12 protein-coding genes are annotated in these 13,041 nt (G+C 72.6%); 8 read left to right on the top strand and 4 right to left on the bottom strand.

Annotation, left to right across the window (positions count from 1 at the left end):
- The 4 genes from sucB to J7E93_RS27885 all read left to right on the top strand — a co-directional run.
- The coding region (gene sucB / locus J7E93_RS27870; RefSeq protein WP_215072731.1) for a 2-oxoglutarate dehydrogenase, E2 component, dihydrolipoamide succinyltransferase at positions 1–1,010 on the top strand (1,010 nt) is incomplete at its 5' end.
- A 116-nt stretch (positions 1,011–1,126) separates the two neighbouring features.
- A complete protein-coding gene (locus J7E93_RS27875; RefSeq protein ID WP_215072732.1) occupies positions 1,127–1,750 on the top strand; it encodes a GntR family transcriptional regulator in 624 nt (207 codons plus the stop codon).
- Between the two features lie 283 nt (positions 1,751–2,033).
- Positions 2,034–4,730, top strand: coding sequence for a pyruvate dehydrogenase (acetyl-transferring), homodimeric type (gene aceE / locus J7E93_RS27880; protein ID WP_215072734.1), 2,697 nt, complete (start codon positions 2,034–2,036; stop codon positions 4,728–4,730).
- Between the two features lie 137 nt (positions 4,731–4,867).
- A complete protein-coding gene (locus tag J7E93_RS27885) occupies positions 4,868–5,830 on the top strand; it encodes a YafY family protein (protein ID WP_215072735.1) in 963 nt (320 codons plus the stop codon).
- Positions 5,831–6,049: 219 nt separating this feature from the next.
- On the opposite strand, the gene J7E93_RS27890 is transcribed toward J7E93_RS27885, so the two are convergent.
- On the bottom strand, positions 6,050–6,970 hold the full coding sequence (locus J7E93_RS27890; protein ID WP_215072737.1) for an SDR family oxidoreductase: 921 nt from the start codon (positions 6,968–6,970) through the stop codon (positions 6,050–6,052).
- Between the two features lie 100 nt (positions 6,971–7,070).
- Here J7E93_RS27890 and J7E93_RS27895 point away from each other — a divergent pair, with 100 nt between their 5' ends.
- The gene (locus J7E93_RS27895) at positions 7,071–7,589 is read left to right on the top strand and encodes a DUF4240 domain-containing protein (RefSeq protein WP_215072747.1); all 519 of its coding nucleotides are present in this window, start codon (positions 7,071–7,073) and stop codon (positions 7,587–7,589) included.
- Positions 7,590–7,619: 30 nt separating this feature from the next.
- Here J7E93_RS27895 and J7E93_RS27900 read toward each other — a convergent pair whose 3' ends face one another.
- Positions 7,620–8,459 (bottom strand): SDR family NAD(P)-dependent oxidoreductase, encoded by an 840-nt coding sequence (locus J7E93_RS27900; protein ID WP_215072738.1) that lies wholly within the window; start codon positions 8,457–8,459, stop codon positions 7,620–7,622.
- Positions 8,459–9,244 carry an SDR family NAD(P)-dependent oxidoreductase gene (locus J7E93_RS27905; protein ID WP_215072739.1) on the bottom strand — a complete coding sequence of 262 codons (786 nt, stop codon included), beginning with the start codon at positions 9,242–9,244 and terminating at the stop codon, positions 8,459–8,461. The genes J7E93_RS27900 and J7E93_RS27905 overlap by 1 nt, the downstream gene beginning before the upstream one ends.
- Positions 9,245–9,377: 133 nt before the next feature.
- Here J7E93_RS27905 and J7E93_RS27910 point away from each other — a divergent pair, with 133 nt between their 5' ends.
- Positions 9,378–10,019, top strand: a complete 642-nt coding sequence (locus tag J7E93_RS27910) for a TetR family transcriptional regulator (RefSeq protein WP_308368810.1) — start codon at positions 9,378–9,380, stop codon at positions 10,017–10,019.
- Here J7E93_RS27910 and J7E93_RS27915 read toward each other — a convergent pair.
- Positions 10,009–10,512, bottom strand: coding sequence for a GNAT family N-acetyltransferase (locus J7E93_RS27915; RefSeq protein ID WP_215072743.1), 504 nt, complete (start codon positions 10,510–10,512; stop codon positions 10,009–10,011). The genes J7E93_RS27910 and J7E93_RS27915 overlap by 11 nt on opposite strands.
- A gap of 46 nt (positions 10,513–10,558) precedes the next feature.
- Between J7E93_RS27915 and J7E93_RS27920 the strand changes: the two genes are divergently transcribed.
- Positions 10,559–11,455, top strand: coding sequence for a TIGR01777 family oxidoreductase (locus J7E93_RS27920; protein ID WP_215072744.1), 897 nt, complete (start codon positions 10,559–10,561; stop codon positions 11,453–11,455).
- Positions 11,456–11,651: 196 nt separating this feature from the next.
- Positions 11,652–12,983 carry an NAD(P)/FAD-dependent oxidoreductase gene (locus J7E93_RS27925; protein ID WP_215072746.1) on the top strand — a complete coding sequence of 444 codons (1,332 nt, stop codon included), beginning with the start codon at positions 11,652–11,654 and terminating at the stop codon, positions 12,981–12,983.
- Positions 12,984–13,041 lie beyond the last annotated feature (58 nt).

The raw sequence follows: 13,041 nt of genomic DNA on the forward strand, positions 1-13,041 counted from the left end.
CCGCCCCGGCTCCGGCCGCTCCGGCTCCGGTCGCTCCGGCCCCGGTCACCCCGGCCGCGCCCGCCGCCGCACAGCCGGCGGACGACGGTGCCTACGTGACCCCGCTGGTCCGTAAGCTCGCCTCCGAGAACGGCATCGACCTGGCGTCCGTCAAGGGCACCGGCGTCGGCGGCCGTATCCGCAAGCAGGACGTCCTCGCGGCCGCCGAGGCCAAGAAGGCCGCCCCGGCCCCCGCCGCCGCTGCCCCGGCCGCCGCCGCGAAGGCCCCGGCTCTCGAGGTCTCCCCGCTGCGCGGTCAGACCGTCAAGATGACCCGCATGCGCAAGGTCATCGGCGACAACATGATGAAGGCGCTGCACGGCCAGGCCCAGCTGACCTCGGTCGTCGAGGTCGACATCACCAAGCTGATGAAGCTGCGCGCCGCCGCGAAGGACTCCTTCGCGGCCCGTGAGGGCGTCAAGCTGTCCCCGATGCCGTTCTTCGTGAAGGCGGCGGCCCAGGCGCTGAAGGCCCACCCGGTCATCAACGCCCGGATCAACGAGGACGAGGGCACCATCACGTACTTCGACTCGGAGAACATCGGCATCGCCGTTGACTCCGAGAAGGGTCTGATGACCCCGGTCATCAAGGGTGCGGGCGACCTGAACATCGCCGGTATCGCCAAGAAGACCGCGGAGCTCGCGGGCGCCGTCCGCGCCAGCAAGATCACGCCGGACGACCTCGCCGGTGCGACCTTCACGATCTCCAACACCGGCTCGCGCGGTGCGCTCTTCGACACGATCATCGTGCCGCCGAACCAGGTCGCCATCCTGGGCATCGGTGCCACGGTCCGCCGTCCGATCGTGGTCAACCACCCGGACCTGGGTGAGACGATCGCGATCCGCGACATGACGTACGTCGCGCTCTCCTACGACCACCGTCTGGTGGACGGCGCGGACGCCGCCCGTTACCTGACGGCCGTCAAGGCGATCCTGGAGGCCGGCGAGTTCGAGGTGGAGCTCGGCCTGTAAGGCAAGCTACCGAGCTGTAACAAGCCTCACCAGCGGCGCCCCTGCCTGGGAGTATTCCCAGGCAGGGGCGCCGCCGTATTGTCTTGAGTGTCAACGCGTCCCTAAGGAGCGGCTTCATGAGCGTGCCCGTCGTCCACTCGCTGCGCGAACAGATCCGCGAGCACATCGTGGAGGGCATCGTCAGCGGCCGTTGGAAGCCGGGCGAGCGGATCGTCGAGCGCCGGATCGCCACCGAGCTGGAGGTCAGCCAGACGCCGGTGCGCGAGGCGCTGCGCGAGCTGGAGTCGCTGCGGCTGATCGAGTCGTCGCCGAACAAGGGCGTACGGGTACGGAACCTCACCGCCGCAGACCTGGAGGAGAGCTACCCCGTCCGGGCCGGTCTGGAGCAGATCGCGGCCGAGCTGGCGGCGAGCCGTCTCGCGGCCGACTGCTCGACCCTGGAGCCGCATGTGACGGCCCTGTACGAGGCGGACCGGACGGCCGACGGGACAGCCCAGGTGCGCCACACGGTGGCCTTCCACCGGGAGCTGGTGAAGGCGGCCGGGAACAGTGTGCTGCTGCACACCTGGGAGGGCCTGGGCATCGAGGTCTTCACGGCGCTGTCGATCCGCTGGCTGGGCACGGTCCAGAAGTCCTACGCGGAGGAGCACCAGGAGCTCGTGGAGGCCTTCCGGCGCGGGGATCCGAACATCGGCTCCCTGGTCAAGGCGCACGTCCTGGGCTGCGCGCCGAGAGCCTGATCCCCCCTCCCCACACCCATGAGCGGACCGCCCCGGCGGTCCGCTCATTCGTGCGACCACCGTCTCAAACGGCACCTCACCTGCGAAAACAAGGCACCCGGTGCCCGCTTTCACGGCACCCTGTGCCGACTTTCTCGATTCGAAGAGGTTTTCTCCCTCAACCCTTTGATCGATCATCGATCGTCGGCTTACAGTCTTCGGCGGGCCGCACCCCGGCCCTCGCCCTGTCCTGCCAGACACGGCACCCCTTCTCCACCCCCATCCTGTCCGGAAGGCGGCGATCATGACCGATCCCGTAGGCAAGATTCCGAGCGAGCTCGACCAGCTCCCGGACCGTGACACCGAGGAGACCGCCGAGTGGGCGGCCTCCCTCGACGCCGTCACCAAGGCCGCCGGCCCTCATCGGGCCGCCTACCTGATGCGCCGCACCCTCCAGCACGCCGAGGGCGCGGGCCTCGCCCTGCCGAAGCTGCTGGAGACGGACTACGTCAACACCATCCCCACCTCCGCGGAGCCCGTCATCGACGGCGACGAGGAGCTGGAGCGGAAGATCACCGCCTGGAACCGCTGGAACGCGGCCGCCATGGTGAGCCGCGGCGCCAAGCACGGCGTCGGCGGCCACATCGCCACCTTCGCCTCCGCGGCCTGGCTCTACGAGACCGGCTTCAACCACTTCTTCAAGGGCAAGGAGGCCGACGGGTCCGGCGACCAGCTCTACATCCAGGGCCACGCCTCCCCCGGCATCTACGCCCGCGCCTTCCTCGACGGCCGTCTCACCGAGGCCCACCTCGACAACTTCCGGCAGGAGTCGGGCGGCAACGGCCTCCCGTCCTACCCGCACCCGCGCCGGCTGCCCTGGCTGTGGGAGTTCCCGACCGTCTCCATGGGTCTGGGCCCGCTCTCCGCCATCTACCAGGCGCGCTTCAACCGCTACCTCACCAACCGCTCCATCAAGGACGTCTCCGCGTCCCACGTGTGGGCGTTCCTCGGTGACGGCGAGATGGACGAGCCCGAGTCGACCGCGGCACTGGCGCTCGCCGCCCGCGAGGGTCTGGACAACCTGACCTTCGTCATCAACTGCAACCTGCAGCGCCTCGACGGTCCCGTCCGCGCCAACTTCAAGATCGTGCAGGAGCTGGAGGCCCAGTTCCGCGGCGCCGGCTGGAACGTCGTGAAGTCGCTCTGGGGCGGCGCCTGGGACGAGCTGTTCGCGCTCGACACCACCGGCGCGCTCGTCCGCCGCCTCCGCGAGGTCCCGGACGCGCAGGTCCAGACGTACCAGACCCGCGACGCCGCCTACATCCGCCAGGACTTCTTCGGCTCCGACCCGGCGCTGGTCGCGATGGCGCAGCTGCTGAGCGACGACAAGATCCTGGAGTGCTTCCACCTCTCGCGCGGTGGCCACGAGCCGCGCAAGGTGTACGCCGCGTACAAGGCCGCCCTGGAGTTCAAGGGCGCGCCGACGGTCATCCTCGCGCAGACCGTGAAGGGCTTCACCCTCGGCGAGGGCTTCGCCTCCAAGAACGCGAACCACCAGATGAAGAAGCTCTCGGTGGACGAGTTCAAGAACATGCGCGACCTGCTGGAGCTGCCGATCTCGGACGCGCAGTTCGTCGACGGTGTGGTGCCCTACGGCCACCCCGGCGCCGACTCCCCCGAGGTCCGCTACCTCCAGGAGCGCCGCGCGGCGCTCGGCGGCCCGGCTCCGGCCCGCCGCACCCACGCGCTCGCCCCGCTGCCGGCCCCGGCCGAGAAGACCTTCGCCGCCTTCGACAAGGGTTCCGGCTCGCAGTCGGTGGCGACCACGATGGCGTTCGTCCGGCTGGTGAAGGACCTGGTCCGCGACAAGGAGACCGGCAAGCGCTGGGTCCCGATCGTCCCGGACGAGGCCCGTACCTTCGGTATGGAGTCGCTGTTCCCGTCGCTCGGCATCTACTCGCCCAAGGGCCAGACGTACGAGCCGGTCGACCGCGACCAGCTGATGTACTACAAGGAGGCCGTCAACGGCCAGATCCTCAACGAGGGGATCACCGAGGCCGGTTCGATGGCCGACTTCATCGCCGCTTCCTCGTCGTACGCGACGCACGGCGAGGCGATGATCCCGTTCTACATCTTCTACTCGATGTTCGGCTGGCAGCGCACCGCCGACCAGATGTGGCAGCTCGGCGACCAGCTCGGCCGCGGCTTCCTCGTCGGCGCGACCGCGGGCCGTACGACGCTGACCGGTGAGGGTCTGCAGCACGCGGACGGCCACTCGCCGATGATCGCGGCGACCAACCCGGCGGCGCTGACCTACGACCCGGCGTTCGCCTACGAGGTCGCGGCCATCGTCAAGGAGGGTCTGCGCCGGATGTACGGCGAGGCCGCCGAGGGCGAGGACCAGAACGTCTTCTACTACCTCACCGTCTACAACGAGCCGATGCCGCAGCCGGCCAAGCCGTCCGGCGTCGACGAGGGCATCATCAAGGGCCTCTACCGCTTCAACACGGCGGAGTCCGCCGGCCTGGAGCTGCCCGCGAACGCCCCGCGCATCCAGCTGCTCTCCTCCGGCACGGCGATCCACTGGGCCCTGCAGGCCCAGAAGCTCCTCGCCGAGGAGTGGGGCGTGGGCGCCGACGTGTGGTCCGCGACCTCCTGGACCGAGCTGCGGCGCGACGCGCTGGAGGCCGACGCGGCGCTGCTGCGCGGCGAGGAGCGGGTGCCGTACCTCCGCAAGGCGCTGGAGGGTGTCGAGTCCCCGGTCCTCGCGGTGTCGGACTACATGCGCCAGGTCCCGGACCAGATCGCGCAGTGGGTCGAGCAGGACTACTCGTCGCTGGGCGCCGACGGCTTCGGTCTCTCGGACACCCGCGACGCGGCCCGCCGCCACTTCGGTGTCGACGCGCAGTCGATCGTGGTCGCGTCCCTGGCCCAGCTCGCCCGCCGCGGCGAGGTACGCGCGACGTCCGTGAAGGAGGCGCGCGAGCGGTACGGGCTGTAGGCCCGGGCGCTTCGTGCGGCGAAGGGGTGCGGCGGCCACGGCCACCGCGCCCCTTCGCGGTACCCCCGCGCGGGCGGCGCCGGAGGGACCGGCCCCGCGGTTCCCCGCGCCCCTGGCGGTGCGCGCATCATGAACCCATGCGTGCCGCCCGCCTCATCAAGATGGTCCTTCTGCTCCAGTCCCGTCCGTCGATGACGGCGGCCGAACTGGCCACGGAGCTGGAGGTGTCGGAACGGACCATCACCCGCGATGCCCTCGCCCTCTCGGAGGCGGGGGTTCCGGTCTATGCGGACCGGGGGCGGGCCGGCGGCTACCGGCTGGTCGGCGGCTACCGCACCCGGCTGACGGGCCTGCACCGCGGTGAGGCGGAGGCCCTGTTCCTGTCCGGGCTGCCGGGCGCGCTGCGGGACATGGGGCTCGCGGACGCGGCCTCGGCGGCGCGGCTCAAGGTGTCGGCGGCGCTGGTGCCCTCGCTGCGCGACGCCCCCGAGTCGGCGGCGCAGCGCTTCCATCTGGACGCCCCGGGCTGGTACCAGGAGCCGGAGACCCCCCAGCTGCTGTCCACGCTCGCGGACGCGGTCTGGGACGACCGGCTGGTCTCCGCCCGCTACCGGCGCGGGGAGCGCGAGGTGGAGCGCGAGCTCGCGCCGTACGGCCTCGTCCTGAAGGCGGGGGTCTGGTACGTCTGCGCGCGGGCCGGCGAGTCGTTCCGTACGTACCGGGTGGACCGTTTCACCGCGGTCGAGCTCAGTGGGGAACGCTTCGTACGGGACGAGGGGTTCGACCTGCCGGCCTTCTGGGCGGAGCGGTCGGCCGAGTTCGCGCGCTCCCTGCTGCGGACGGAGGTCGTGATCCGGCTCTCGGCCGCCGGGGCGCGCGCGCTGCCGTACGCGACGGACCGCGCGGCGGCCGAGGAGGCGCTCGCCTCGGGGACGGGCGACGAACGGGGCCGGGTGACGGCGACGCTCCTCGTGGAGAACGAGGAGGTCGCCTTCACGCAGCTGCTCGCGCTGGGCCCGGAGGTCGAGGTGCTCGCTCCGGACACGCTCCGCGCCCGTTTCGCGGAGGCCGCCCGTGGCATGGCGGAGCTCTACCGGTAGGCCGCCACGAGCGGGTTCACCGGTAGTCCTCCGCGGACGAGTTCACCGGTGGCCCGGCACCCGCCCGGTCACCCACGCGCGGGTTCACCGGTAGTCCTCCGCGGACGAGTTCACCGGTGGCCCGGCACCCGCCCGGTCACCCACGCGCGGGTTCACCGGTAGTCCTCCGCGGACGGGTTCACCGGTGCCCGGCACCCGCCGGGTCACCCGTGCGCGGGTTCACCGGTAGTCCTCCGCGGACGGGTTCTCGCCCCGCTCCTTGGCGACGATGTAGCCCCAGGCGTCCGGTTGCGAGCCGTCGGCGTCGGTGAAGCCGTACTCCTTGGCGAGCTGCCCGCTGGACAGGGACTGCCGGTTCCAGCGTGCCCGGTCGGGGTCGGCGGCGAGAGCGGCGACCGCGCGGGCCACGTAGACCGGCGACTCGGCGACCGCGAAGTCGGGGATCTTGGCGATGGCGTCGCGCCAGTTCTCCTCGCCCACGCCGAAGGTGTCCAGCATCTCCTCGGAGCGCAGCCAGCCGGGGGTGATCGAGACCGCCGTGCCGCCGACGTCCTCGAGGTCGTGGCCGAGGGCGAACGCCATCCGGATCGGGGCGTTCTTCGTGAGGTCGAAGAAGATGTTCTCGCGGTAGCGGGTGTTGTACTCGGCCGTGCCGTCCGTCACCTCGACGACCAGCCCGCCCGGGTTCCTTACCAGGAGCGGCAGCGCGAGACGGGAGGTGATCAGATGCGTCTTCACCCCGAGTTCGAGCATGCGCAGACCTTCGTCGAGGTCGTGCTCCCAGATCTTCGTACCGAACTTGATCAGGTGTTCGCCGCCCCAGACGTCGTTGACCAGGATGTCGAGTCGGCCGTGCTCCCGGTCGATCCGGTCGACCAGGGCCTGGACCTGCGCGACCTGAAGGTGGTCGGTGGGCACGGCGATGCCCTCGCCGCCGGCGGCCGTCACCAGCTCGGCGGTCTCCTCGATGGTCTCCGTCGGCCGGCCGACCTCGCTGACCTGCGTACGGGTGGTGCGCCCGGTCACGTAGACGGTGGCGCCGGCCGTGCCGAGCTGGACGGCGATCGCCCGGCCCGCGCCCCGGGTGGCGCCCGCGACCAGTGCGATCCTGCCGTCGAGCGGCTTCGTTCGAGTCGTCATGGAACGACGGTGACAGGAAAGTACGACATCCTCTGTCCGGTTTGAATTCGGCGGGTTCGGGGTGCGTCGCCCTCCCGCAAGGTCGATGCTTGATCCCGTGATGGACGAGACGGAGTTCTGGGAGATCATCGACTCCACCCGCGAGGCCGCCGAGGGCGACCCCGAGGAACACGCCGACCTGCTCGTCGAGCGGCTGCTGCAGCTCGACCCCGACTCGGTGGTCGACTTCGCCCGTCATTTCGAGGCCCGCTACAACCGCGCGTACCACTGGGACGTGTGGGGCGCGGCGGCGGTGCTGCTCGACGGGGCGAGCGACGACGTCTTCGACTACTTCCGCTGCTGGCTGATCGGGCAGGGCCGGGAGGTCTTCGAGGGCGCGGTGCACGATCCCGACTCGCTCGCCGAGATCCTCGACGACTTCGACGAGGAGATCGACGGAGACGGCGAGGAGCTCGGTTTCGCGGCGGACGAGGCGTACGAGCAGCTCACCGGCGCCGAGACGCCGGATCTCGGGATCCCGCCGCAGCCGGCGGAGCCGGAGGGCGTCGCGTTCGACCTGGAGGACGACGAGGTGCTCGCGGCGCGCTTCCCGAGGCTGTGGGAACGGTTCGGGACCTGACCCACCGGGCCCCGGGTCCGTACCGGTCCGTCAGCCCGGTTGAAGCGGCGGGTCGACCTGGTCGAGGATCATCTCCGTGCGCGCCGGGAGCGCCTCCCGGAGGGTTTCGGGCTGCGGGATCACCCAGTACTTCCCCTCCGCGACCATGGTGAAGACCCGCTCCGCGTGCTCCTGCGGCGTCAGCCCGTGCTCGTCGCTGAGCGCCTGCAGCCGGTCCGCGAAGCCGACGACCTCGGGCGGGGCCTCCTCGCCGGGCCGGGCCGCCCGGAAGATCTCGCTCCTGACGGCGCCGGGTGTCACCACGGAGACCTGGATCGGGGCGCCCTTCATCCGCAGCTCGTGGTGGAGCGACTCGGTCAGCGCGAGCGCGCCGAACTTGGTGGCGCTGTACGGGGCCATCAGCGGGCTGGGCAGCAGGCCGCCGATCGAGGACACGTTCACCACCCAGGCCTTCTCGCCGCGCTCCAGCATGCGCGGGACGAAGGCGCGGATGCCGTTGGCGTAGCCGCCGATGTTGACCCGGAGCATCGCGTCCCAGCGCTCGGCGGGGATCTCCCAGGAGTAGCCCATGGCCATGATCCCGGCGTTGTTGACCAGGAGGTCGACGGCGCCGAAGCGGGTGTGGGCGTGGTCGGCGAGGGCGTCCACGGACGCCGGGTCGGCGACGTCGGTGACGACGGCCTCGACCACGGCCCCGGTCGCGCGCAGTTCGTCGGCGAAGGCGGCGAGGCGTTCGGCGGCGATGTCGGCGAGGACGAGGTTCATGCCCAGGCCGGCGGCGTGCCGGGCGAGGCCGGCGCCGATGCCGGAGGAGGCGCCGGTGATGACGGCGGTGCGGCCGCCGAAGACGCGTGCGGCGAGGGACGGCATCAGAAGTGCGTCCCGCCGTCGATGCGGACCTCGGTACCGGTGATGAACGCTCCGTCCTCGCTCGCGAGCATCGCGACGACACCCGCGACGGTCTCCGGTCCGGCGAAGCCCTGGCCGAGCGCGGGGGCGAGCTTCATGAAGAGCGACATGTCGGCGTCCTCGGGCAGGCCGGGGCCCATGCTCTGCCTGCTCGCGCCCGTGCCGTCGGTCATGCCGGAGGAGATGGATCCGGGCTGGACGGCGGTGAAGCGGATGCCCCGCCTCGCGTACTCGGCGGCGAGCGCGTGGGTCATGGACTGGATGCCGCCCTTGCTGGCCGCGTAGGCGGCCATGTACGGGTGGGCAAACATCGCCGAGGTGGAGGAGAAGTTGACGACGGCCGGGCCGTTGCCCTCCAGGAGGGCGGGTATCGCCTCGCGGATCACCAGGAAGGTGCCGGTCAGATTGATCCGGACGACCTGCTCGAAGGAGTCGAGGGTGGTCTCGTGGGTGTGCGAGGAGCGCAGGATGCCGGCCGCGTTGACCAGGACGTCCAGGCCGCCCAGCGCCTCCACGGCGGCGGCCACGCCTGCGCGGACCGACGTCTCGTCGCCGATGTCCATGACGAGGGTGGTCAGGCGGCCGGCGTCCGCGCCGGCCTTGGCGAGGGTGTCCTCGAGCCCGGCCTCGCTGATGTCGGCGGCGACGACGCCGCCGCCCTCGGCGAGCATGCGCAGCACGGTGGCCTGGCCGATGCCGGAGCCGCCGCCGGTGACCAGTGCGCGGCGTCCTTCGTAGCGGTTCATGTCCTGTCCGACCTCTCGGTGTGGCGTCGCAGTCGAGCCCCTCGATGCACCGGCCACCGTACGCCTTGGTGGCACGTTTTGCCATAGCGGCACTTCGTGCAGGGATGTCAGGGGCAGGCGTACTCTTCGTACGGTGAGCACCAAGCCCCCCTCCCTGACGGAGCGCCGTAAAGCGGCCACGCAGCTCGACATCGCGCGGGCCGCCGCCGAGCTCTTCACCGAGCACGGCCCCGACGGCACCACGGCCGAGGACATCGCCCTGCGGGCCGGGGTCGCCCTGCGCACCTTCTACCGCTACTTCCGCTCCAAGCAGGACGCCGTCGCCCCGCTGCTGGCGGGCGGCGCGGACCGCTGGCGGGAGTCGCTCGCGGCGGCCGAGCCCGGCTCGACCGTTCCCGCCGCCCTGGAACGGTCCGTCGCCGAGGCGCTCACGGCCCGCGACGAGGAGGCGGCCGAGGGGCTGCGGTGGACCCGTGGCCTCCTGCGGGCCGCCGCCGAGGATCCCGCGCTGCGGGCGGTCTGGTACCGGGTCAACCAGGAGTCCGAGGAGAAGCTGCTGGCCGTGGTGGCCGAGCTCGCGGGCCCGGGAGCCGACCCGCTGGAGGTACGGCTGGCGGCCGCCGCGGCCACGGACGCGATCAGGGTGGCCTTGGAGGCGTGGGCGGAGACGGACGCGCCGGTACGCGGCGAGGGGGCGCCCGCCGAGCTCGCGGTGCGCTGCCTGCGGGAGCTGATGGGCGGGATGCGACTGTTGGGGCCGGGCCTCAGGGAGTGACGGAGCGCCCCATGAGGATGTCGTCGACGTACGCCCCGTTCAGGAAGAACTCGCCGGGCAGGACTCCCTCGACGGCGAACCCCTCGGACGCGTAGAGCGCGCGGGCCGGCGCGTTGTGGCCGAGGACGCGCAGGGTGATCCGGTTGCCACCCTGGCGCAGGGTCTCCGCCAGGGCGGCGCGCAGCAGCGCGCGGCCCACCCCGCGGCCGCGGGCGCTCTCGGCGACGGCGAGGCCCTGGATCTGGCGGACGTGCGCGTTGCAGGCGAGCGGAGTGGGCGGCACGAGCCGCAGATAGCCGAGGACGACGCCGTCGGCGGACTCGGCGACCAGGTAGTCCTCGGGCCGGTGCCGGGCGTCGAAGAACGGGTCGTACGGCGGCTCCGGCGCGGGCAGCACGGCGTGCAGCGGCGACCAGGTGGAGCGGTCGAGCTCCCCGAGGGCGTTCTCGTCGGTGGGCAGGGCCCGGCGTATCCGCATCTCCGGCGTGATCATGCCCGCCACTGTGCCACGGCCGTCGCCGGAAGGGCAGGATGGGCCCATGCAACGCTCCCGTATCGCGGTCACCGGCGCCTCCGGTCTCATCGGCTCCGCCCTGGTGCGCTCCCTGCGCGCCGACGGCCACCACGTCTCTCGCCTGGTGCGGCGGCCCGCCCGGACGGCGGACGAGGTGGAGTGGGATCCCGCGCGGCTGTACGTCGATGCCGCCGGGCTCGTCGGCGTGGACGCGGTCGTGCACCTGGCGGGCGCCGGCGTCGGGGAGCGCCGCTGGAGCGAGGCGTACAAGAAGGAGATCCGCGACAGCCGCGTGCTCGGCACGACGGCGATCTCCCAGGCCCTCGCCTCGCTCGCCGAGCCGCCGAAGGTCCTGGTGTGCGGAACCGCCCTGGGCTACTACGGCGACACCGGCAGCCGCGCGGTGGACGAGAGCGCCCCGGCCGGCGAGGGCTTCCTGCCCTCGGTGTGCGTGGAGTGGGAGGCCGCGGCGGCGCCCGCCGAGGAGGCCGGCATCCGGGTCGCCTACGCGCGGACCGGGCTGGTAGTGGCTGGCGAGGGCGGCGCATGGGGGCGCCTCTTCCCGCTCTTCCGCGCCGGGGTCGGCGGCCGGATCGGCGACGGCCGCCAGTACTGGAGCTTCATCTCGCTCCACGACGAGGTGGCCGCACTGCGGCATCTGATCGACACCGACTCCCTGTCGGGGCCGGTGAACCTGACGGCGCCCGAGCCGGTCACGAACCGGGAGGTGACGGCGGCGATGGGGCGCGTGCTGCGCCGCCCGACGCTCCTCACGGTCCCGGCGCCGGCGCTCAGACTGGCTCTGGGGGACTTCGCCCAGGATGTGCTCGGCAGTCAGCGGGTGCTGCCGGGACGCCTGGTGGAGTCCGGGTTCACGTTCGCCTTCCCGACCATCGACGAGTCGATCCGCGCGGCCGCCTGACGCCCCGGGGCCGAGGAGGGGCCGGCAAGCCGAACGCGCGGTGTGCGACCCCGTGCTGCGCGCACCCCCGCCGCGCGCGGCTGGCACGCGTGGGAGTGCTGCCTAGGCTGGCAGGCCCTGAATGCGAACTGGAGCATTCCGGGGGCCGGTTGGGGGCATAGGCCCCCCACCACCGCGCCGACCTGGGGAGGGGCACGTGCTCAGTACCGCACGCCATACGGACGTCGTCGTCGTCGGAGCCGGGATCGCGGGGCTCGCGGCCGCCCACCGGCTGACCAGCGCCGGGGTCACGGTCACCGTCCTCGAGGCCGGGCCACGGGTCGGCGGCCGGATGGTCACCGACGACGTGGACGGCTTCCGGCTCGACCGGGTGGGCCCGCTGCTCACCACCTCCGCCGCCGAACTGCGCCGCACGCCGGGCCTGGACGGCGTCGTCCTGCGGCCGTTCGCACCGGGAGCGCTGGTGCACAGCGACGGACGGTACGTCAGGACGGGAGAGGCGAGCGGCGGAAGGTGGGGGTCCTCCCACGCCGCCCGGGGCGTGGGGGGCGCTTTCACGATGGCGCGCGCCCTTGCGAGCGCCCCCCGGAATCCGGCCGCCTCGCTCGATCAGGTCCGCCTCGCCACGACCCTGGCCCGGCTCGCCGCCACACCCGTGCAACGGCTGCTGACCCGACCGGAGCGGACCGCCCGCGAGGCGCTGACCGCCCGGCTGCCGGCCCGCACCGTCCAGGGTCATCTGCGTCCGCTGCTCGCGGCGCTGCTCGCCGATCCCGATCTGACCACCTCCAGCCGCTGCGCCGACCTGGCGCTGCGCGCCTTCGCCCGGGGCCGGCTGAGCGTGCCGGAGGGAGGGTCGGCGACCCTGCCGGAGCGGCTCGCGGCGGCGCTGCCGCCCGGCACGGTCCGTACCGGCGTGCGGGTCACCGAAATCTCGGTCGACAAGGTCGCGACCGCCGGCCACGGCGAGTTCCGCTGTCGCTCGGTGGTCCTGGCGACCGGCGCCCGCACCGCCGCCGAGCTCCTGCCCGGGCTGCGTACGCCCGCCTTCCACACCGTCACCGTGCTGCACCACACGGCCCCTGCCGCGCCCACCCCGGACCCGGTGCTGCTCCTGGAGTCGGATCCGGGCGGGCCGGTCGCGCACACGGCGGTCATGAGCAGCGTCGACCCCACCCGCGCACCCGCGGGCCGGGTCCTGGTCACCTCGACCGTGCTGGGCACCCCGCCCGACGATCCCGAGCGCCGGGTCCGGAAGCATCTGGCGACTCTGTACGGCACCTCGACGGACGAGTGGGAGCTCCTCGCCTTCCACCACACCCCGGACGCCGTCCCGGCGATGCCGCCGCCGCACGACGGGCGCCGTCCGGTGCGGCTGCTCGCGGGGCTCTACGTCTGCGGCGACCACCGCGACACGGGCATGGTCGGGGGCGCGCTGCTCTCCGGCCGCCGCGCCGCCCAGGCGCTCCTGACCGATCTCGGCATCCGGGCGGACCGGAGCACGGCCGCCGTGGAGGCGGCGGCGTAGCGGTCGGGCCGACCGGCGGCGGCGGCGTAGCGGGCGGGCGGACCGGCGGCGGGGGCGT

It is taken from the genome of Streptomyces sp. ISL-36 (genome assembly GCF_018614205.1).
GTDB lineage: Bacteria > Actinomycetota > Actinomycetes > Streptomycetales > Streptomycetaceae > Streptomyces.

Bases quoted from the DNA above. Each gene is read 5' to 3' on its own strand.
- aceE (WP_215072734.1), top strand. From the start codon at position 2,034: ATGACCGATCCCGTAGGCAAGATTCCGAGCGAGCTCGACCAGCTCCCG.
- J7E93_RS27885 (WP_215072735.1), top strand. From the start codon at position 4,868: ATGCGTGCCGCCCGCCTCATCAAGATGGTCCTTCTGCTCCAGTCCCGT.
- J7E93_RS27920 (WP_215072744.1), top strand. From the start codon at position 10,559: ATGCAACGCTCCCGTATCGCGGTCACCGGCGCCTCCGGTCTCATCGGC.
- J7E93_RS27915 (WP_215072743.1), bottom strand. From the start codon at position 10,512: ATGATCACGCCGGAGATGCGGATACGCCGGGCCCTGCCCACCGACGAG.
- J7E93_RS27895 (WP_215072747.1), top strand. From the start codon at position 7,071: ATGGACGAGACGGAGTTCTGGGAGATCATCGACTCCACCCGCGAGGCC.
- J7E93_RS27875 (WP_215072732.1), top strand. From the start codon at position 1,127: ATGAGCGTGCCCGTCGTCCACTCGCTGCGCGAACAGATCCGCGAGCAC.
- J7E93_RS27905 (WP_215072739.1), bottom strand. From the start codon at position 9,244: ATGAACCGCTACGAAGGACGCCGCGCACTGGTCACCGGCGGCGGCTCC.
- J7E93_RS27890 (WP_215072737.1), bottom strand. From the start codon at position 6,970: ATGACGACTCGAACGAAGCCGCTCGACGGCAGGATCGCACTGGTCGCG.
- J7E93_RS27900 (WP_215072738.1), bottom strand. From the start codon at position 8,459: ATGCCGTCCCTCGCCGCACGCGTCTTCGGCGGCCGCACCGCCGTCATC.